Source organism: Seohaeicola nanhaiensis (genome assembly GCF_042654245.1).
Classification (GTDB): Bacteria; Pseudomonadota; Alphaproteobacteria; order Rhodobacterales; family Rhodobacteraceae; genus Seohaeicola_A; species Seohaeicola_A nanhaiensis.
This window is the reverse complement of record NZ_JBHSGI010000034.1, coordinates 234,173-252,584: the sequence shown is the minus strand read 5'-3', so window position 1 is coordinate 252,584 and position 18,412 is coordinate 234,173. Positions and strand designations below refer to the sequence as shown.

Below are 18,412 nucleotides of genomic sequence, written 5' to 3'. Positions count from 1 at the left end.
ACGGGGTCAGAGGACCCCGACGTTCAGGTTTTGATACATGCCCCACAAGGCGGTGACAAAGATCGACGCCGTGCCGATCAGCTGCACCTTGAGCCGGTGCCGCGTGAGGCGGCGGCACAGCTGTTCGCCCTGCGATTCCTCGGTCTCGATCTGCTGCGCGGTCGAAAGGCTGAGCAGCCCGACCAGCGACATCGGAAAGGCCAGCAGAAAGAGCGCCTGCGCGAATTCCACGCCGTACCAGAAGCCGAGCAGCGCCAGCATGGTCAGCACGAAGCAGGCAAAGCCCAGGATCCACAGCCCCGATATGCGCGCGATGAACAGCAGCCGGTTCACGTTGACCCGCGCGATGTCGGCGAGGTCGGCCTCGGCCTGCCCGCCGTGACGGCGCGCGCGCTGCACCATGTCGAAGGGCACGCCCAGCACCCAGTGGCTGGTGGTCGACCAGAAAACCGCAAGCGCGATCCAGAACCACAGGTTGGAAAAGGACCGCATGTCGATCAGCTCGAAAATCGAGGTGTACCAGTTCAAACGCGAGGCCCTTGTCTCTGTCCGCCGTTTCGCCGAGGGCGCCCTTGCGGCAATTGTCGCTCTTGTGAGGGTTCGCATTCCATGCCACCCAAAGCCGGATTGTGCAAGGAGACCGTACCATGAAACCGACCGTCGCGCCCTTTCCGATGACCCGCCTGCGCCGTGCGCGGCAATCGCCGGCGATCCGCGGGCTGGTGCGGGAAACGCTGCTGTCGGCTGACGATCTGATCTGGCCGGTCTTCGTGCGCGAAGGCGAGGGGATCGAGGAACCGGTGGTGTCGATGCCCGGGGTGGTGCGGCGCAGCGTCGACCGCGTTGCCACGGCGGCGCGCGAGGCCTACGACATGGGCGTTCCGGCGATCTGCATCTTTCCCTACACCCCCCTGGAGCAGCGCACCGAGGATTGCGCGATGGCCTGGAGCCCGGACAACGTGTCGAACCGGGCGATCCGTGCGATAAAGGCGGCTGTGCCCGAGATGGCGGTGATGACCGACGTGGCGCTCGACCCCTACAACATCAACGGCCATGACGGCTTTGTCGTCGACGGCGAGATCGTCAACGACCGCACGGTCGAGGCGCTGGTGAAGATGGCCGTGGCCCAGGCCGAGGCCGGGGCCGACATCATCGGCCCGTCCGACATGATGGACGGCCGCATCGGCGCGATCCGTTCGGCGCTGGAATCCGGCGGGCATCAGAACGTGATGATCCTGAGCTATGCCGCCAAATATGCATCCGCCTTCTATGGACCGTTCCGGGATGCGGTCGGCGCCACCGGCGCGCTGAGGGGCGACAAGAAGACCTATCAAATGGATCCGGCCAATTCGAACGAGGCGCTGCGGCTGATCGAACGCGACCTCTCCGAAGGGGCGGATATGGTGATGGTGAAACCCGGGATGCCCTATCTCGACATCGTGCGCCGGGTGAAGGACAGCTTCGGCGTGCCCACCTTCGCCTATCAGGTCAGCGGCGAATACGCGATGATCCAGGCGGCCGCACAGAACGGCTGGATCGACGGCGAGCGGGTGATGATGGAAAGCCTCGCGGGCTTCAAACGCGCCGGATGCGACGGCGTGCTGACCTATTTCGCCCCTGCCGCGGCGCGTCTGCTGAACGGCTGAACGGCTCGCCAGGCGGGCCGCCCGCCGCGGCGGCCCACTCAACCTCTGATTGCTCGCGCCAGTTTGCCATACACCGTGACGCTGAAGCGCGGCAGGTTCGCGCCGAGAATGGACCGTTCAAGCGTGACATTGTCCACAGTTCCGCGTATATCTCGGGGCAAGGCCGGAGCAACCGACCAGATATTGCAGTCAATCAGGCAGTGAACCCATGAGCACAAATTCTTCTTTGCGGCTTTCCCGTCGCGGCTTTACCCTGACCGCCCTCGCGGGTCTTTCGGTCACCGCCGCTTGCGGCAACGGCGTGGGCAGCACCTACGGTTCGAAGATCGACGCCCGTGTCGATGCGACGCTGAGCGAGATGTATTCGCTCTATCCCAATACCCGGGGTCTGGCACAGAAGGCCGCAGGCCTGCTGGTCATGCCGCTGGTGACCGAAGGCGGGCTTTGGCTCGGCGCCGGATACGGGCGCGGCGCGCTGCGCGTGAACGGCGTCTCGGTGGATTATTACTCGACCGCCAAGGCCAGCGCCGGTTTTCAGATCGGCGTGCAGCAATATGCCCATGTCCTGTTCTTCATGACCGAGGACGCGCTTGCCGATTTCCGCCGCTCCTCTGGCTGGGTTGCCGGCGGCGACATCGAATATGTCTTCTCGGATAAGGGCGACTCGATCGCCACCGATACGACGACGCTGCGTTCGCCCGTCCTGGCCGCCGTCTTCGGACGGGCCGGACTGCGGATTGGCGCGACGCTGGAAGGCATCAAATACACGCGCATCATTCCCTGAGGGCGCGAAACAAAAAAACGCCGGGCTGAAGCCCGGCGTTTCTGCGTTATAGCACGCGATGGTCGCGTCAGCTGTCGTTGCCGGTCGTGATCTCTTCACCGCTGGCATTATCTGCGCCACGCGATGCTTCCGAGGGATTGGTCGACGGCTGGTCGCCCGCGACATCTTCACCACGCACGGCATCTTCACCACGCGAAGCTTCCACTTCGCTGTCCTTGGTCTTGTAGACATTGGCGTCGGCCTTGCCTTCGGCCACTTCCTCGCTGGTGGGATTGTCCGCACCACGCGAAGCGGTCTTGTCCGTGTCGGCGTCCTTGTCGGCAGCCGGGACAGCCACAACAACACCTGTGGTCGCGGCGGCGTTGGTATCCTTGGCCACGTCCTCGCTGCGAACGGCCTCGGCGCCACGCGAGGCATCCGGGGTCTCGCCAGTGGCCACCTGATCGACCGCCGGAACGGCGGGGTCTTTCGCAACTTCTTCCGAGCTCGGATTGCCGGCACCGCGCGAAGCTTCGGGCGTCGACTTGGCGGCGTCTGCCTTCAGCTCGGTGCCCACGGTTTCCTGGGCGGTGGGGGCGTCGGCACCCCGCGACGTGGTTTCGGCGATCACGCCGGTGGCGAGAAGAGCGGAGATGGCTGCCGTGGTCATGAAGAGTTTCATTGTGCTTCCTTTTCTTTTCCGACGGGCATCCCCGCCTTTGACAGGAGCCCAACGCCCCGTCCTCGAAGAAAGTTGAGTCACAAACCCTCACGAACCCGTGAGGGTCACCCCATCTTGCGCAGCCGCTTGAACAGGCTGGAGGTATCCCACCGTCCGCCACCCATCTTCTGGACGTCCTTGTAGAACTGGTCGACCAGCGCCGTGACCGGCAGGCTCGCCCCGTTCTCGTCTGCCGTATCCAGGCAGATGCCCAGATCCTTGCGCATCCAGTCGACCGCGAAACCATGTTCGAAATGATCGTCCAGCATGGTTTCGTAGCGGTTCTGCATCTGCCAGCTGCCGGCCGCACCCTGGCTGATCACCTCGACCACCGCGCGCCCGTCCAGACCCGCCTTCTCGGCGAAATGCAGCGCCTCGCTGAGGCCCTGCACCAGACCGGCGATAGCGATCTGATTGCACATCTTGGTCATCTGACCCGCGCCGCTCTCCCCGATCCGGCGGCAGATGCGGGCATAGGCGGCCATCACCGGCTCGGCCCGGTCATAGGCGCCCTTGTCGCCGCCGCACATGATCGACAGCTTGCCGTTCTCGGCCCCCGCCTGCCCGCCCGAAATCGGCGCATCGACAAAGCTCACCTGTTTTGCATCGGCGGCCGAATAAAGCTCTCGCGTGACCTTGGCCGAAACGGTGGTGTGATCGACAAAAACCGCGCCCGAACGCATTCCGGCAAAGGCCCCCTTCTCGCCCAGGCAGACCGAGCGCAGGTCGTCGTCATTGCCGACGCAGGCCATCACGAAATCGGCGCCACTGGCCGCCTCGCGCGGGGTCGCGGCGGCGCTGCCGCCGAATTCGGCGACCCATTTCTGCGCCTTTGCGCCGCTGCGGTTATAGACCGTCACGTCGTGACCGGCCTTGCTCAGGTGTCCGGCCATCGGATAGCCCATTACCCCAAGACCCAGAAATGCCAGCTTTGCCATCCGCTTTCCCCCATGTTCGACTTCACTTAATGTCCAAGTTTCAATAACAGGCAATCCGTCCGGGTCCAATCATCTCTCGCCGTTAAAAGGCGCCCCGGCAGCACGCGACAGGGACAGAACATGGCAGTGGTGTTTCGCTGGTTGATTCGCATTGCGGCGGGCCTGATCGGGCTGGTCGTGCTGGCGGTGATCGGCGTCTATTACTTCGCCAGCCAGTCGCTGCCCGACTATGACGCGACGGTCGAGGTCACGGGGCTCTCCGCACCGGTGGAGATCGTGCGCGACAATGCCAATGTGCCCCATGTCTTTGGGGCCAGCGACGCCGACGTCTATTTCGGCCTCGGCTACGCCCACGCGCAGGACCGGTTGTGGCAGATGACGATGATGCGGCGCACCGCGCAGGGCCGCCTGTCCGAGGTTTTCGGCGCGCGCACGCTGAACACCGACTCGCTGATGCGCCGGCTCGACATCTACCGCCTGGCCATGCGCTCGGTCGCGGCGCAGGACGACCGGACCCGTGCCGCGCTCGAGGCCTATTCCGCCGGCGTCAACGCTCGCCTGGCCGAGATCAACGACAACGCGCTGGGGCGCGGCGCGCCCGAGATGTTCCTTTTCAACACCCCCGTCGCGCCCTGGCAGCCGGGCGATTCCCTGGCCATCGTCAAGCTGATGGCGCTGCAGCTTTCGGGCCACCTGGGCGAAGAGGTTCTGCGCGCACGGGTCTCGCTCACGCTCGAGGATCGGAAGCGGATCGCCGACATCCTGCCTGACGCACCCGGCAACGGCATCGCCGCCCTGCCCGAATACGCCAGCCTCGCCCCGGGCGCGCCGCGCTATGCCGAAGATTCGCCGCCGCCGGGCATGCTCTGGCCGGTGCCGCCGCGCGGGCTGGCGGGCGCCTCGAACGCCTGGGCCGCCGCGCCGTCGCGCTCGGCCTCGGGCGGCACGCTGCTTGGCAACGACCCCCACCTCGGCTTTACCGCCCCGTCGGTCTGGTATCTCGCCCGGCTGGAGCTGGCGGCGGGCGGGGTCATCGGCGGCACCATCCCCGGCATCCCCGTGGTGCTGACCGGGCGCAGCGCGAAACTCGGCTGGGGCGTCACCTCTTCCTATCTCGACGATCAGGACCTCTATGTCGAAAAGCTGAACCCCGAGAATCCGCAGCAATATCTGACACCTCAGGGCTACAAGGACTTCATCTCGCGTCCCTCGATCATCGAGATCAAGGACGCCGCGCCCGTCACCCTGACCCTGCGCTGGACCGAGAACGGCCCGGTGCTGCCCGGCAGCCAGTTCAACCTGGACGCCGTCACGCCGCCCGGTCACGTCATGTCGCTGGCCTGGACCGCGCTCAGCCCGAACGACACCACGCTCTCGGCCGCCATCGCGGTGATGAACACCTCAAGTGTGCAGGAGGCGATCGCTGCCGCCGAGGGCTATATCGCGCCCTCGCAGAACCTCATGCTGGCCGACCAGACCGGCATCGCGATGAAGATGATCGGCGCCGTTCCCCGCCGCGACCCCCGGCATCAGAGCCAGGGCCGGATGCCGAGCCAGGGATGGCGCGCCGAAAACCGGTGGATGGGGCGGATGCCCTATGCCTCGAACCCCGAATTCGTCAATCCGCGCGGCGGCATCCTCGGCAATACCAACAACAAGATCCTCGAACGGCCCTTCCCCAACCACATCTCCTTCACCTGGGGCGACACCCAGCGGATCAACCGCTGGCAGCGGCTGATGCAATCGCGCCAGGTCCATACCCGCGACAGCCTGATCGAGGCGCAGCTCGATCCCGTCTCCTTCACCGCGCGCACCCTGCTGCCGCTGGTCGGCGCGGATCTCTGGTTCACCGGCCAGGCCGCTCCCGAGGGCACGCCCGAGCGCCAGCGCCAGATCACGCTGGCCCTGCTGGCCGACTGGAACGGCGAGATGAACGAGCATCTGCCCGAGCCGCTGATCTACGCCGCCTGGATGCGCGCCCTGCAGGACCGGCTGATCCGCGACGAGCTGGGGCCGCTGGCGACCGAATTCAAACATCTGGAACCGATCTTCATCGAGCGGGTGTTCAAGAATGTCGACGGCGCCGGCATCTGGTGCGACGTGATCCAGAGCGCGCCGAAGGAGACCTGCACCGACATGGCGCGGATCGCGCTCGACGACGCGCTGATCTGGATCGCCGAACATTACGGCACGGCGCTGGAATCGCTGCGCTGGGGCGATGCGCATCAGGCGACACACGACCACCCGGTGCTGGGCGAGATCCCGCTGCTCAAGACCTTCGTGAACATCCACCAGTCGACCAGCGGCGGCGACAACACGCTGCTGCGCGGGCGCACCTCGGGCGAGGATCCGGACCCCTTCACCAATGTCCACGGGGCGGGCTATCGCGGGGTCTATGACTTCACCGACCCCGACAGTTCGGTCTTCATCATCTCGACCGGCCAGTCCGGACACCCGCTGTCACGCCATTACGACGATCTGGCGCAGCTCTGGCGGCGCGGCGAGTATATCCCGATGTCGCTCGACGTGAACCTCGCCCGCGCCGCCTCGGTCGGAATCACACATCTGGTGCCACGCCGCTAGGACGCCCCGCGCCCCTGGCTTCTCTGGTTATCAAATACCTCAGGGGAGTCGACCGCAGGGAGACGGGGGCAGAGCCCCCGCTGGCCACGCATCCCAAGGCGCGTGGACCTCAGGTCAGAGCTCGACCGTGCGCACGGTCTGACCCTTCGCCGCCAGCGCGATCTTGCCGTCGCAGAGGCGCAGGGCGTCGGCGCCGAAGACCTCGCGCCGCCAGCCGGTCAGCGCCGGGGCGTCGCGTTCGCCGGCGGCGATGGCGTCCAGATCGGCGCTCGAGGCGATCAGCTTGGCGGCCACCCCCGAACTTTCGGTCTTGGCCTTGAGCAGCACGCGCAGCAGGTCGGCCAGCGCCGGGTTGACCTGCATCCGCTCGCGCGACCGGTCGACCTGGGGCAGCTCGTCATTGGGCAACTCCAGACCGCGCTTGACGGCGGCGAGGATGCCCTCGGCGATCGCCCCGCGCCGCGCCTCGCGCAGCAGCAGGCGCAGACCAGACAGGTCGGCCTCGGACTTCGGCTTGGCCGAGGCCAGCTCCATCAGCGCGTCGTCCTTGTAGACCCTGTTGCGCGGGATGTCGTTCTCCTGCGCGTGGCGTTCGCGGAAGGCGGCGAGTTCGCGCACCACCCCGAGAAAGCGCGGCGTATTGGTCCGCGTCTTCAGGCGCAGCCAGGCCTCGTCCGGGTTGCTGTCATAGGTGGCCGGGTTGGTCAGGATCTGCAGTTCTTCCTCGACCCAGTGCTTGCGCCCGGTCTTTTCCAGCTCGGCCGCGAGGAATTCGTAGACCTTGCGCAGATGGGTCACATCGGCCAGTGCATAGGCCTTCTGCGCCTCGGACAGCGGCCGGCGCGACCAGTCGGTAAAGCGCGAGGTCTTGTCGACCGTGCCGCGCGCGATCTTGCGCACCAGCGTCTCGTATCCGGCCTGTTCGCCAAAGCCGCAGACCATGGCCGCGACCTGGGTGTCGAACAGCGGCTCGGGAAAGACCTGGGCGTCGACCCAGAAGATCTCCAGATCCTGCCGCGCGGCATGGAAGACCTTGACCACATCGCGGTTACGGAAGAGCTCGTAGAGCGGTTCCAGCGACAGCCCCTCGGCCAGCGGATCGACCAGCACGGCGGTGGAATCGTCGGTGCCCGGCATCGCCAGCTGCACCAGGCACAGCTTCGAGTAATAGGTGCGTTCCCGCAGGAACTCGGTGTCGACGGTGACATAGGGATGGGCGGCGGCGGCGGCGCAGAAGGCAGCCAGATCTTCGGTTGTCGTGAGCGTCTTCATGGGGTCCCGGTGCTGTTCCGTATCTGAATGCCGCCTGCCCACGGCAAGGCGCAGTCATACGCGAAAGCCGCGCCGATGCAAACCGGTCGCACCATGCGGCTCAATCGAGCATAAGCGGCCGGCGGTCGCCAGCCGCAAAGCGGCGCAGGACGGCCGGATACAGGCGGTGTTCCTGCACCAGAACGCGGGCTGCCAGCCCTTCGGGCGTATCCTCGGGCAGGATCGGCACCCGGGCCTGCCCCAGGATCGGGCCATCGTCCAGCCGGGCGGTCACCTCGTGAACGGTGCAGCCATGTTCGGCGTCGCCCGCCTCGAGCGCGCGGCGATGGGTGTGCAGGCCCTTGTATTTCGGCAGCAGCGAGGGGTGGATGTTCAGCATCCGTCCCTGCAATTGCGAGACGAACCCGTCGGTCAGCACCCGCATGAACCCGGCAAGGCAGACGATATCCGTGCCGGCCTCGCGCAGCGGCTTCATCAGTTCGGCCTCGAAGGCCGAACGGTTCTGCCCGAAGGGCCGGTGATCGACCACCGCCGTCGCCACCCCGCGCGCCGCCGCCTTGGCCAGCCCTCCGGCCTTGGCGTCGTTCGACAGCACCAGACAGGGCCGGCCGCGGTGATCGCCCGTCATGCTGTCCAGCAGGGCGAGCATGTTCGACCCGCCCCCCGAGATCAGGATCGCGACGCGCTTGTGACTCACCCGAGCGTCCCGCGATAGGAAACGCCCTGCCCTTCGGTCACGGTGCCGAGGGTGAAGACGGTTTCGCCCTCGTCCCGCAGCAGCGCGGCCAGCGCCTCGGCCCGGTCGGCGGCCACGGCCAGGATCATGCCGATGCCGCAGTTGAAGGTCTTGAGCATCTCGGGCTGCGAGATATTGCCGACGCCCGCCATCCAGCCGAAAACACCGGGCAGCGTCCAGGCGTCGAGTTCGATCTCGGCGCCCAGCCCCTCGGGCAGGACGCGCGGCAGGTTCTCGGTAAGACCGCCGCCGGTGATATGGGCCAGCGCATGGACGCCGCCGGCGCGGATCGCCGCCAGCGCCGGGCGGACATAGAGCTTGGTGGGCGTCAGCAGGTTTTCTCCCAGGCTGCCCGCGCCAAAGGGACAGTCCGAGGTCCAGTCCAGAGCCGAGATGGCGACCAGCCGGCGCACCAGCGAATAGCCGTTCGAATGCACGCCGGAACTGGCCAGACCCAGCAGCACGTCACCCTTGGCCACGCCCTGCGGCAGGTCGCTGCCCCGCTCCATCGCGCCCACGGCAAAACCGGCGAGGTCGAAGTCGCCGGCGGGATACATGCCCGGCATCTCGGCCGTCTCGCCGCCGATCAGGGCGCAGCCGGACTGCACGCAGCCCTCGGCGATGCCCTCGATGATCCGCGCGGCGGTTTCGGTCTCAAGCTTGCCGGTGGCGAAATAGTCGAGGAAGAACAGCGGCTCGGCGCCCTGGCAGACCAGATCGTTGACGCACATGGCGACAAGGTCGATGCCGACGCTGTCGACATGGCCGGTGTCGATGGCGATGCGCAGCTTGGTGCCGACGCCATCTGTCGCCGCGACGAGGATCGGGTCGACATAGCCTGCGCCCTTGAGATCGAAGAGCGCGCCGAACCCGCCAAGACCGCTGACCGTGCCGGGGCGGTTGGTGCGCTTGGCGGCGGGCTTGATCCGTTCGACCAGCGCGTTGCCCGCGTCGATGTCGACGCCCGCGTCGGCATAGGTGACGCCGTTCCTGCCTTCGCTCATCTCGGGGGATTCCTTCTGCCGCGGTGATCGCCGTCTGCCTTAACGCAAACCGCAACCGCCTTCCAGTGGGGCAGATCGGCGATTGCCGAAGGTCCAGACGGGGGCGGCTTGACCCCGGGCGCGCCGCTGCCGTATTGCTCGCCTCGGCGGGCCTGTAGCTCAACGGTTAGAGCAGAGCGCTCATAACGCTTTGGTTGGGGGTTCGAGTCCCTCCGGGCCTACCATTCCGCCAGAGTCTGCCCTGTTGCCGGGCCGGCCTGTCACACGACCGGGCCGCCGGCGGCATTCGCTATCAAAACCGCAATCCATCGGTCAAACAGACTCCGACCTTTGGCTTCACTCATGGCCCTGCTCAGCGGCTGGAATAGCCGTTGCCCCGAATCGAACCGCCAGCCAGACTGATCGCGTTTTGCCGGGGGGTTAACACATGAAGTTCTTTGCTCCGCTTTTCGCGCTGCTCTTCACCACGTCCGCGCAGGCCGCGCCGGTCTCTGTAGAGTTCATGGCGCGGTTGAATAAAGTAGTCCTGTTCAATTACACGGCGGAACCAGTCACACCTGGTCTCATGAAAACCTTCTATCAAGATGCGGTTTTTTCGCCTAATTTCGACATCATGGCGATGACGGATTGGCAGTGGCGCCATGTAAGCATTTCTTATGATTCAGACAACTTCACCAGTTTCACATGTTTTATCGGAGAGCTGGATTGCAGCATGATACCCAGCTATCCTCCTTATGTGAGTCCTGAAGGCTTTTCGGGATACACCTATGGTGGTTACTTTTTGATAGAATACCATACGGGATATTTGAAATATCTGAAGGATGGGCCTGTTTCCGGCTCTGTAAATGGCGAGCACTTTCACGCGAGGTCAGCGGATTTCTTTTTCGAAACCGCACCGATGCCTGTTCCGCTTCCTTCGTCTGCGTCGCTTCTACTGGCTGGTGCCGGTATAATGAGCCTGCTGAGAAAGCGTCGATCCTAGTTCAAGAAGTCTTCGCTACCCTCGTCAACCCAAGGACAGGCGTCTTGGTGACGGTCGTCTTGCTGGTATCCATCCCTTCCATACCGCGCGCCTCCCCTGTGCGGACACCACGTGCCGTCCACCGCGCTGGCCCTGACCTCCCCTGCGCCGACCCGGGATCGATCCGGACTCGGCGGACCAGAGCCCATTTCCGCATCGCTCGAAGGTCTTCCCGCGGGCCGCGCAGGCAGGAATCGCAAGTTTGGCGTTGCAAAAGTCGCTAACATATTCAGTAATCCCGGTGGGGGCCTGTTGAATGAAGAATGTACTTGTTGTCAGTGAACGGGATTTCGAGCGTTCGCCCGCGATGTGCTGCGTGGTCGAGATGGAGGATGTTCTGGTCCGCGCATTCGGCGGGCAGCTCCTGTCTCCGAACGCACCCCTGCCGAAGGGTGACCTCAGCACGTCCATCGCCTTCTTTTCCGCCATCCGGGCAAGCCGGCTTGGCCTTCACCGGAAGTGTCTGAACGACCTGCGCGCAAGGGGCGCCACGGTCGTCTGTTATATTTTCGATGCATGGACGGTTCCCGATTTCTTCAACGATAGGGCGCGGCGGATGAAGTCGGCCCTGTCCAGCCAGTTTTCGCTGGCCGGTGTCTGCGATCACCTCGCCATCCCGTTTCAGGAGGCCATCGACAGGTTTTCGCCAAATGACCGCAAGATCGTGCTTCACCTGCCGCTTGGGGTGGACAGCAGCCTGGTCAACGGCATGCATGCCGAAAGACCTGTTACGGCACTGGCCTATGGCAGGCAGCCCGAAAGCCTGATTGCCGAACTGTCGGTCGCGCTGAACGGCCCGGACAGCGACGGTCTCCTGTATCATACCGACCATACGGAAATCCGCTCGATTCTCGATTTCCACGCACACCGCCGCCAATTCTGGAAGATCGCTCAGAACTCGGCGATCGCCCTGGCCTACGATCCGTGGTCAACCCACCAGTCGCGCTTTCCATTCTCCATCGTGGGGCAGCGCTGGTTCGAATGTCTGGCCGCGGGCTGTGCCGTCGTCGGCAGACGCCCCGTGACGCCCGAGGCGGACACGCTGATCGGCTGGCAGGACGCAACCCTTGAGGCGCCGGATGATCCGAAAGAGGCGGTCGACTTCATCCTCGACCTGTCGCGCGACAAGGCGCGGTTACAAGAGATCCGCGAGCGCAACGTCGCCCACATCCGTTCGCAGCATGACTGGACGCATCGCATCGAACAGCTGTTCCGAATGATCTAGACCGTATCGGACCCAGGGCTGACCGGATCGCCGTTCCAGCCCGCGGACCCACAGGCCATTCAGACCCGGCGTGCCCGTCTAGAACCGAGCCTGCCGTGCGCAAACCGCAGGTCAGCGCATGTCGCGGTCCAGCGCGCCCGATAGCGCTTCCTGAACCGCGCCGAAGGCCCAGCCCTGTTCGATCAGGTGACAGCGGATGGTCTCGTCGCGGGTGCCGCGAAACCGGAGGTATTTCACTTCCTCGATGAGCCTGGTGACGACAACACGCTTGTTCATCTCAAAATCCTCAACTGGTAACCAACGGGTAAATCCTACCACGAATTCCGGTAAAGCGAGGAAACACGCGTCCTGAGGCGCGGATTGCATCCGGTTCGCGAGACAATGAGTGTTCCTCGCCCTGTTTTACACGCGCCAGATCATCAATTGCCCCGACGTCCCAAAGGATTGCGCTGATTCGCCGCGCACGGTCGGGCGATGTGCCGCAACCTGCGCCACGCGCCCGCGCCAAACACTGCCGGTGTCGGAAAGCTTTTGACAGACCGGGTGCGCCCCGCTTCAATCCCCAGGACAGCCCGCGCGGGACCGGACCGGACAATACCCAGATGCCCCTGCAGACACTCGACTGGACCGAAGCGCTGGCGCCGCTGAAGGTCGCGAAATCCATGCCGGCCGAGATCTATACCTCGCCCGAGATCTTCGCCGCCGAACGCGCCAAGATCTTCCTGCGCGACTGGTTCTTCCTCTGCCGCACAGATCAACTGGCCGCCAGGGGCGACTATCGCGCCTTCGACACGCCCGGCGGCCCGATTGTCCTGATCCGGGGACAGGACGACGTGCTGCGCTGCTTCGCGAATTTCTGCCGCCATCGCGGATCGATCCTGCTCGAGGGTCAGGGCAATACCGGCGGGCGCGTGGTCTGCCCCTACCACGCCTGGAGCTATTTCTCGGACGGGCGGCTCTACGGCTGCCCCGACATGCAGGACGCCGAGGGGTTCGACCGCACCGAGAACGGGCTGGTGCCGCTGGCGCTCGACAGCTGGAACGGCTTTGTCTTCGCCAGTTTCGACCGCGCCGCGCCGCCGCTACTCGACCATCTGGGCGACCTGCCCCAACGCATGGCCTCGCACCGTCTCGACCTGATGCGCTGCACCTGGGAGTTCGAGATCGACGTTGCCTGCAACTGGAAGCTGCTGCTGGAAAACGCGATGGAGACCTATCACACCGGAATCGTCCACCGGAACACCGTGGGCGCGCAGACACAAAGGCCAATCCCGACCCGGGGCGACTGGCTGTGCATGCAGGTGCTGAGCACGACCAGCATCGCCACGATGGACCGCAGCGTCGAACCGCTGCCGATGATCGAAGGGCTGGACGAGGACGCGCGGCAGGGCACCTACTTCACCGTCATTCATCCCACCTGCCAGTTCGCCGTCGCGCAGGACAGCATGTGGTGGCTGAACGTCACCCCGGTGGCCGCCGACCGGTCGCGCCTGCATATCGGCGGCTGTTTCCCCGAGAGCACGACCGCCCTGCCCGGCTTTGCCGCCCGCGCCCGCGCCTATGATGACCGTTGGGAGAAGGTCGCGCGCGAGGATGTCGGCGTGCTGGAGGGCCAGCAGCGCGCGCTCGCCTCGGCGCTGTTCCGGCCCGGTCCACTGTCGGGGCGCGACGACATGGTTCAGGCGGTCGGCCGCTGGAGCGTCGAGCGGCTGCTGCGCGACACCTAGCGCCCGATCACGATATCGGCGCGCAGCCCGCCCAGACGCTCGCTCTCGGTCAGCCGCAACACGCCGCCATGGGCGCGGGCGATGTCGTTGACGATGGCCAGGCCCAGCCCGACCCCGCCGCCCTTGTTCTGGTTGCGCGACGGATCGAGTCGCGAGAAGGGCTTCAGCGCCTCGCTCCGCTGATCCGGCGCGATCCCGGGACCGTCATCCTCGACCCTTATGCGCAGCGACTTGTCGGTCAGCGTCACCGACACCTCGGCCTTGCTGCCATATTGCACCGCGTTGCCGATCAGATTCTCGACCGCGCGGCGGATCGCCAGCGGACGCAGCATCACCTCGCCCTCGCCGCTGCTTTCGACAAGCGTCACCGCACGGCCCGCGCGGGTGGCGTCGGCCACCACCTGGCGCACCAGGGCCTGCGGGTCGACCGGCTCGGGCTCGCCCTCGGCGGTACCCTTGGCAAAGTCGAGAAACTCGTCGATCAGGCGCTGCATCTCGTCCACGTCGCCGATCAACGGCGCAGCCTCGGCCTCGTCGAACATTGCCAATTCCAGCTTCATCCGGGTCAGCGGCGTGCGCAGGTCGTGGCTGACCCCCGACAGCATCAGCGTGCGCTGCTCGATCTGCCGCTCGATCCGCGCCCGCATGTCCAGAAAGGCGCGCCCGGCCGCGCGCACCTCGACCGCGCCCGAGGGCGAATAGGGCACAACCTGCCCGCGCCCGAAGGCCTGCGCCGCCGCCGCCAGCCGGGTGATCGGACGCAGCTGGTTGCGCATGTAGAGGAACGAGATCGCGGTCATCAGCACGCCGAAGAAAACCATCGTCACGATCAGCTGATGCGGCGCCGCCGCGGTCAGGCGGCGGCGGTTGAACACGAATTCCAGCCGCTCGTCGCCCGCCTGCGTGACCACGGTCACCTCGCGGTTGTCCGGCAGCCGGATCGACGGCACGTCCAGCCGGCTGCTGCGCAACTCGCGCCGCACCGCGCTGGCCGAGACGTCATACCAATAGATCAGATCGGGAGGGGTCGGCTCGTCCGGCGGGATCCGCCGCACCTTCATCTCGAAGACATCCAGTTCGGGCTGAAGGATCGCCAGCGCGGCCTGCGGGTCCGAAGCGCCGGCCACCTGATCGCTGACAAAGGTGATCTCGCGCAACACCACGCGGCTCATCTGCCGGCTCACATCGTCCAGATGCCGGTTGGAAAAGGCAATCGAGACCACCAGCAGCAGCACCAGCACCGGCAGGACAAGGATCAGGGTCGCCCGCCCATACAGGCTGCGTGGCATATAGGTCTTGAGCCAGCGAAACGACATGGCGCGACCCTAGCCGCAGCGCCGCGCGCGCGGAAGCCGATAGTTTTGTTTGAAGCCCCCGCCAAAGTCTGTAGTGCTGGCGCGGACTGCAGCAAGGAGCCCGCCGATGACCCCTCCCGACGATTTCGATCCGCCCGTGGGCAAGGCCATCGAACTGGAACCCGGCCTGCGCCGCATCGTGGCGCCCAATGCCTCGCCCATGACCTATCGCGGCACCAACACCTACCTCATAGGAACGCGCGAGATCGCCGTGGTCGATCCCGGCCCGGCCAGCCTGCCCCATCTCGAGGCGATTCTCGCCGCGCTGGAGCCCGGTCAGTCTGTCAGCCACATCCTGGTGACCCATACCCATATCGACCACTCGCCGCTGGCCGCCAGCCTGGCGCAGCGCACCGGCGCGCCGATCCTGGCCTTCGGCACCGCCCATGCCGGACGCAGCCCGGTGATGACGCGCCTGGCCGAGGCCGGGCTCGCCGGCGGCGGCGAAGGCGTCGACACCGCCTTCCGGCCCGACGTGACGCTCGCCGATGGCGAGAGGGTCGAAGGCGACGGCTGGTCGCTCGAGGTGATTCACACGCCGGGCCATATCGGCAACCATATCGCGCTTGGCTGGGGAGACCTCTGCCTGACCGCCGACCACGTCATGGGCTGGGCCACCTCGCTGGTCTCGCCGCCCGACGGCGACCTGACCGATTTCATGGAGTCCTGCCGCCGCCTGCGCGCCCACAACTGGCGCGCCTTCCACCCCGGTCACGGTGGCCCCATCGCCGATCCGGGTGGACGGCTCGACTGGCTGATCGAGCACCGCCTGACCCGCGAGCGCCAGATTCTCGCCGCGCTCGAATCCGGCCCCGCCACCGCCCGCGCCCTGGCCGAGCGGATCTACACCGAGACCCCCGCCGCCCTGATCCCTGCCGCCGAGCGCAACGTCTTCGCCCACCTCGTTGATCTTACGGGAAAATCCACTGTCGCCCCGGTCGGAGACCTGGCCTCCACCGCCACCTTCACCCACCTCTGACCGCGACCCGAGGAAAAATCCAGAATCTCCCCAAAACGCACTGGACGCCGCAAAACCGGGTTGCTATATCGCCCAGACCGTTCCGGCGTAGCTCAGCGGTAGAGCAGTTGACTGTTAATCAATTGGTCGTAGGTTCGATCCCTACCGCCGGAGCCAATATCCCCACGTAGTTCATGTTGTGCGGCCTGCCAAGACCCGGCGGGTCGGGGAAATTCGGGCTTGGGTCAATTCCAGGCTGGCGCCTGCCCGGCCTCACCCCTCCACCTCGCGCACTTCGACGGCGACCTCCATGTCCAGCGGGTCGTTGTCGTTGCCGTGGAAGCTGCCGGCGACGGGGACGACCTGGCTGATCCGGCGGGCGACGGCAACGGGGATCAAGTTGGCGGAGCCGACCGAGCGGTTGGTTGGGTCGAAGGGGATCCAGCCCGCGCCGGGCACGAAGACCTCGACCCAGGCATGGGTCGATCCCGATCCGGCCGAGCCGATCCGGTCGGCGGCGGGATCGAAGAGATAGCCCGAGACCAGCCGGGCGCCGAAGCCGAGCGTTCGGACCGCCTCGGCGAAGAGCACGGCGAAGTCGCGGCAGGACCCTTCGCCCAGATCCAGCGTCTCGAGCGGGCCGCGGGTGCCCTCGGTCTCGCGGCTCTGATAGGCGATGCGGGCGGCGACGCCGTTGGACAGGTCCTTGAGCAGCGAGAGCGTGTCGGTCGGCCGGGACATCACGAAACCCTTGGCCCAATCGCGCAGGCGGCCGGCGTCGTCGGCATATTGGGCCAGCGTCAGCGCCCCCAGGTCGGTGATATCCTCGTCGCTGTAGCGGAAGGGATAGGAGATCGCCTCGGCCGCGATCGGGAAGACGGGCCAGACCGGCGCGGTCAGGTCGACGAAGGCGCGTGAGCGGATCGACAGTACCTCGGCCTCAGTCTCGAAGGTGGCAAGCGCGATGGCATTGCCGGCCACGTCATGGGACCAGACCACACGGGCCGCGGGCGCGATATCGAGATCGAAGGCGACAAGCCGCAGGTCACGGCTTTCGCGCGGGCGCAGCATCATCCGGTGGGGATCCAGCCGGACCGGGCTGCGATAGCGGTAGGTCGTCTCGTGTGTTATACTGATGCGCGGCATCTCTCTCTTCTCACCACTGTATCATAACGTGCTTTGCGCCGGAATCTTCAGACGGGCGAGGTCGCCCAGAGCGCGGTCTATCAGTCGTCGGGTTTGCGGGGCCCTCGCCTCGGGAGCGGCGGCGTATTGATCGAGCAAAAAGCGAACTGCATCCAGCGCCTGCGCCCAGTCCAGCGCCGGACCGCGCGCAAGTCGCGCATCAATTTCCGCTTCCAGACGATCGCACCCCATCTTCGGCGAATAGCCGGAATTGACCGCCTTTCGGCGCAGAATAACCTTCAGGCGGCCCTCGCCGCGGCGCCGGCCGTCAAGATCCACCGGTGCGGCGCTCATGCTTTCATGCCCGCGGCACAGGCGACCGATGCACCAGTCTGAACCGCCTCGCGCGGTTTGCCGGCGGTCCCGGCGATTGTTGCGGGTTTGCCCCTGGACGCCACCCGGCGCGCCTGGGCGTTATAGTGGCGCACCTCTGAGTCGGACACACTGTCGGCCTGCATGACAAGACGGATCAGCGGATCGGCCAGCATCTCTTCCAGAAAGTAGTCGACCAGATCGCGGTTGGTCTGCTTGTCCTTTGCCATCGCCTGCTGCAGATCGACCAGCGCAACCGTCAGGGTACGCGACAAACCGGGATACTGCGCCCGAGGCTGGAGCTTGACCTGCACCTTCGTGGTCCAGTCTGGGGAACTGAGAACACCGACGGCATCGGAAATCTCGGTCTCGATCTCATATTCCCCGGCCGGCAGGGTTTCGTTGAGGGTGGGGAGTTTGAAAGGTTTGTGAAATATCGCAATGGTTCGGATCTTGGGGGTCATGTGCCCTCCCGGGGGTTTGTGAACAAGCGGTGGCGTTTCAGGGGGAAGACCCGCAGCACTTCTGCAGCGGGTCGGTTTTTCAGGACATTGTCCGCGGCGCGCGCCTGCTGGATATGTCCGGGAATTCTCGTACTTCGTCCGCGCAGGCGATCCTGCGTGATGATGCCTTGCAGAGATGGAGATGCCGGGGGACAATTGCTATGGCTGGCACTGGCTTTATCTGCAATTCCGGCCTCTAAACTGAAAATTGTCCGAAATTCCTGAGGACAGCCCGGTTTTCGGGCAGTTCCGATGCAACTCGCCAACGCTAGCGCGCAGCCGGCGCGCGCGGCAAACCCGGCATTGAACCCGCCGCCCGGCCTGATACCATGGCAGCACCGAGGGGGGTCCCGACAAGGGGCTGAGACTCTGATCGCACCATCCGGTGCAGCGCAGTGACCCTTTGAACCTGATCCGGATCATGCCGGCGAAGGGACGGGACCGCGTGACTCTCTTCCCTTGC

Annotated in this window: 18 protein-coding genes, 2 tRNA genes and 1 riboswitch; of the genes, 9 read left to right on the top strand and 11 right to left on the bottom strand. The window is 65.6% G+C overall.

Going from position 1 to position 18,412, the window contains the following annotated elements; all coding sequences use genetic code 11:
• Positions 1-6: 6 nt before the first annotated feature.
• Positions 7-528, bottom strand: coding sequence for a component of SufBCD complex (locus ACFO5X_RS25215; RefSeq protein ID WP_380722848.1), 522 nt, complete (start codon positions 526-528; stop codon positions 7-9).
• Positions 529-647: 119 nt separating this feature from the next.
• On the opposite strand from ACFO5X_RS25215, the gene hemB reads away from it, so the two are divergent.
• Entirely contained in the window at positions 648-1,646 is a 999-nt protein-coding gene (gene hemB, locus ACFO5X_RS25210) for a porphobilinogen synthase (RefSeq protein ID WP_380722846.1), read from the top strand.
• Between the two features lie 208 nt (positions 1,647-1,854).
• The gene (locus ACFO5X_RS25205; RefSeq protein WP_380722842.1) at positions 1,855-2,430 is read left to right on the top strand and encodes a lipid-binding SYLF domain-containing protein; all 576 of its coding nucleotides are present in this window, start codon (positions 1,855-1,857) and stop codon (positions 2,428-2,430) included.
• Between the two features lie 67 nt (positions 2,431-2,497).
• On the opposite strand, the gene ACFO5X_RS25200 is transcribed toward ACFO5X_RS25205, so the two are convergent.
• The gene (locus ACFO5X_RS25200; RefSeq protein ID WP_380722838.1) at positions 2,498-3,091 is read right to left on the bottom strand and encodes a hypothetical protein; all 594 of its coding nucleotides are present in this window, start codon (positions 3,089-3,091) and stop codon (positions 2,498-2,500) included.
• A 104-nt stretch (positions 3,092-3,195) separates the two neighbouring features.
• Entirely contained in the window at positions 3,196-4,068 is an 873-nt protein-coding gene (locus ACFO5X_RS25195) for an NAD(P)-dependent oxidoreductase (RefSeq protein WP_380722836.1), read from the bottom strand.
• Positions 4,069-4,188: 120 nt separating this feature from the next.
• On the opposite strand from ACFO5X_RS25195, the gene ACFO5X_RS25190 reads away from it, so the two are divergent.
• Complete coding sequence (locus tag ACFO5X_RS25190; RefSeq protein ID WP_380722834.1) at positions 4,189-6,651, top strand: penicillin acylase family protein; 2,463 nt, start codon at positions 4,189-4,191, stop codon at positions 6,649-6,651.
• Between the two features lie 114 nt (positions 6,652-6,765).
• On the opposite strand, the gene rnd is transcribed toward ACFO5X_RS25190, so the two are convergent.
• From rnd to purM, 3 genes are all read right to left on the bottom strand, one after another.
• Entirely contained in the window at positions 6,766-7,923 is a 1,158-nt protein-coding gene (gene rnd / locus ACFO5X_RS25185) for a ribonuclease D (protein ID WP_380722832.1), read from the bottom strand.
• Between the two features lie 100 nt (positions 7,924-8,023).
• Positions 8,024-8,620 carry a phosphoribosylglycinamide formyltransferase gene (gene purN / locus ACFO5X_RS25180; protein ID WP_380722830.1) on the bottom strand — a complete coding sequence of 199 codons (597 nt, stop codon included), beginning with the start codon at positions 8,618-8,620 and terminating at the stop codon, positions 8,024-8,026.
• A complete protein-coding gene (purM, locus tag ACFO5X_RS25175; protein ID WP_380722828.1) occupies positions 8,617-9,663 on the bottom strand; it encodes a phosphoribosylformylglycinamidine cyclo-ligase in 1,047 nt (348 codons plus the stop codon). Before purM ends, purN begins: the two co-directional genes overlap by 4 nt.
• A gap of 148 nt (positions 9,664-9,811) precedes the next feature.
• Between purM and ACFO5X_RS25170 the strand changes: the two genes are divergently transcribed.
• The 3 genes from ACFO5X_RS25170 (at position 9,812) to ACFO5X_RS25160 (ending at position 11,909) form a co-directional block, all read left to right on the top strand.
• Positions 9,812-9,887 (top strand) — tRNA-Ile (locus tag ACFO5X_RS25170).
• Between the two features lie 203 nt (positions 9,888-10,090).
• Entirely contained in the window at positions 10,091-10,645 is a 555-nt protein-coding gene (locus tag ACFO5X_RS25165; RefSeq protein WP_380722826.1) for a VPLPA-CTERM sorting domain-containing protein, read from the top strand.
• 295 nt (positions 10,646-10,940) lie between these two features.
• The gene (locus ACFO5X_RS25160; RefSeq protein WP_380722824.1) at positions 10,941-11,909 is read left to right on the top strand and encodes a glycosyltransferase; all 969 of its coding nucleotides are present in this window, start codon (positions 10,941-10,943) and stop codon (positions 11,907-11,909) included.
• A gap of 111 nt (positions 11,910-12,020) precedes the next feature.
• On the opposite strand, the gene ACFO5X_RS25155 is transcribed toward ACFO5X_RS25160, so the two are convergent.
• The gene (locus ACFO5X_RS25155) at positions 12,021-12,185 is read right to left on the bottom strand and encodes a hypothetical protein (protein ID WP_380722822.1); all 165 of its coding nucleotides are present in this window, start codon (positions 12,183-12,185) and stop codon (positions 12,021-12,023) included.
• Between the two features lie 326 nt (positions 12,186-12,511).
• On the opposite strand from ACFO5X_RS25155, the gene ACFO5X_RS25150 reads away from it, so the two are divergent.
• Positions 12,512-13,636 (top strand): aromatic ring-hydroxylating oxygenase subunit alpha, encoded by a 1,125-nt coding sequence (locus ACFO5X_RS25150; RefSeq protein ID WP_380722820.1) that lies wholly within the window; start codon positions 12,512-12,514, stop codon positions 13,634-13,636.
• On the opposite strand, the gene ACFO5X_RS25145 is transcribed toward ACFO5X_RS25150, so the two are convergent.
• Positions 13,633-14,952 carry an ATP-binding protein gene (locus ACFO5X_RS25145; RefSeq protein WP_380722818.1) on the bottom strand — a complete coding sequence of 440 codons (1,320 nt, stop codon included), beginning with the start codon at positions 14,950-14,952 and terminating at the stop codon, positions 13,633-13,635. The genes ACFO5X_RS25150 and ACFO5X_RS25145 overlap by 4 nt on opposite strands.
• Positions 14,953-15,058: 106 nt before the next feature.
• Here ACFO5X_RS25145 and ACFO5X_RS25140 point away from each other — a divergent pair, with 106 nt between their 5' ends.
• Positions 15,059-15,970, top strand: coding sequence for an MBL fold metallo-hydrolase (locus ACFO5X_RS25140; protein ID WP_380722816.1), 912 nt, complete (start codon positions 15,059-15,061; stop codon positions 15,968-15,970).
• Between the two features lie 81 nt (positions 15,971-16,051).
• Positions 16,052-16,126 (top strand) — tRNA-Asn (locus tag ACFO5X_RS25135).
• 96 nt (positions 16,127-16,222) lie between these two features.
• Here the strand turns inward: ACFO5X_RS25135 and ACFO5X_RS25130 are convergent.
• Genes ACFO5X_RS25130 through ACFO5X_RS25120 form a run of 3 tightly spaced genes read right to left on the bottom strand, consistent with a single transcriptional unit; the run spans position 16,223 to position 17,910 of the window.
• On the bottom strand, positions 16,223-17,095 hold the full coding sequence (locus ACFO5X_RS25130) for a transglutaminase family protein (RefSeq protein WP_380722814.1): 873 nt from the start codon (positions 17,093-17,095) through the stop codon (positions 16,223-16,225).
• Positions 17,096-17,116: 21 nt separating this feature from the next.
• Positions 17,117-17,428, bottom strand: coding sequence for a hypothetical protein (locus ACFO5X_RS25125; RefSeq protein WP_380722812.1), 312 nt, complete (start codon positions 17,426-17,428; stop codon positions 17,117-17,119).
• Positions 17,425-17,910 (bottom strand): hypothetical protein, encoded by a 486-nt coding sequence (locus ACFO5X_RS25120; protein WP_380722810.1) that lies wholly within the window; start codon positions 17,908-17,910, stop codon positions 17,425-17,427. The genes ACFO5X_RS25125 and ACFO5X_RS25120 overlap by 4 nt, the downstream gene beginning before the upstream one ends.
• 370 nt (positions 17,911-18,280) lie before the next feature.
• Positions 18,281-18,402, top strand: a riboswitch (TPP riboswitch).
• Positions 18,403-18,412: the final 10 nt, after the last annotated feature.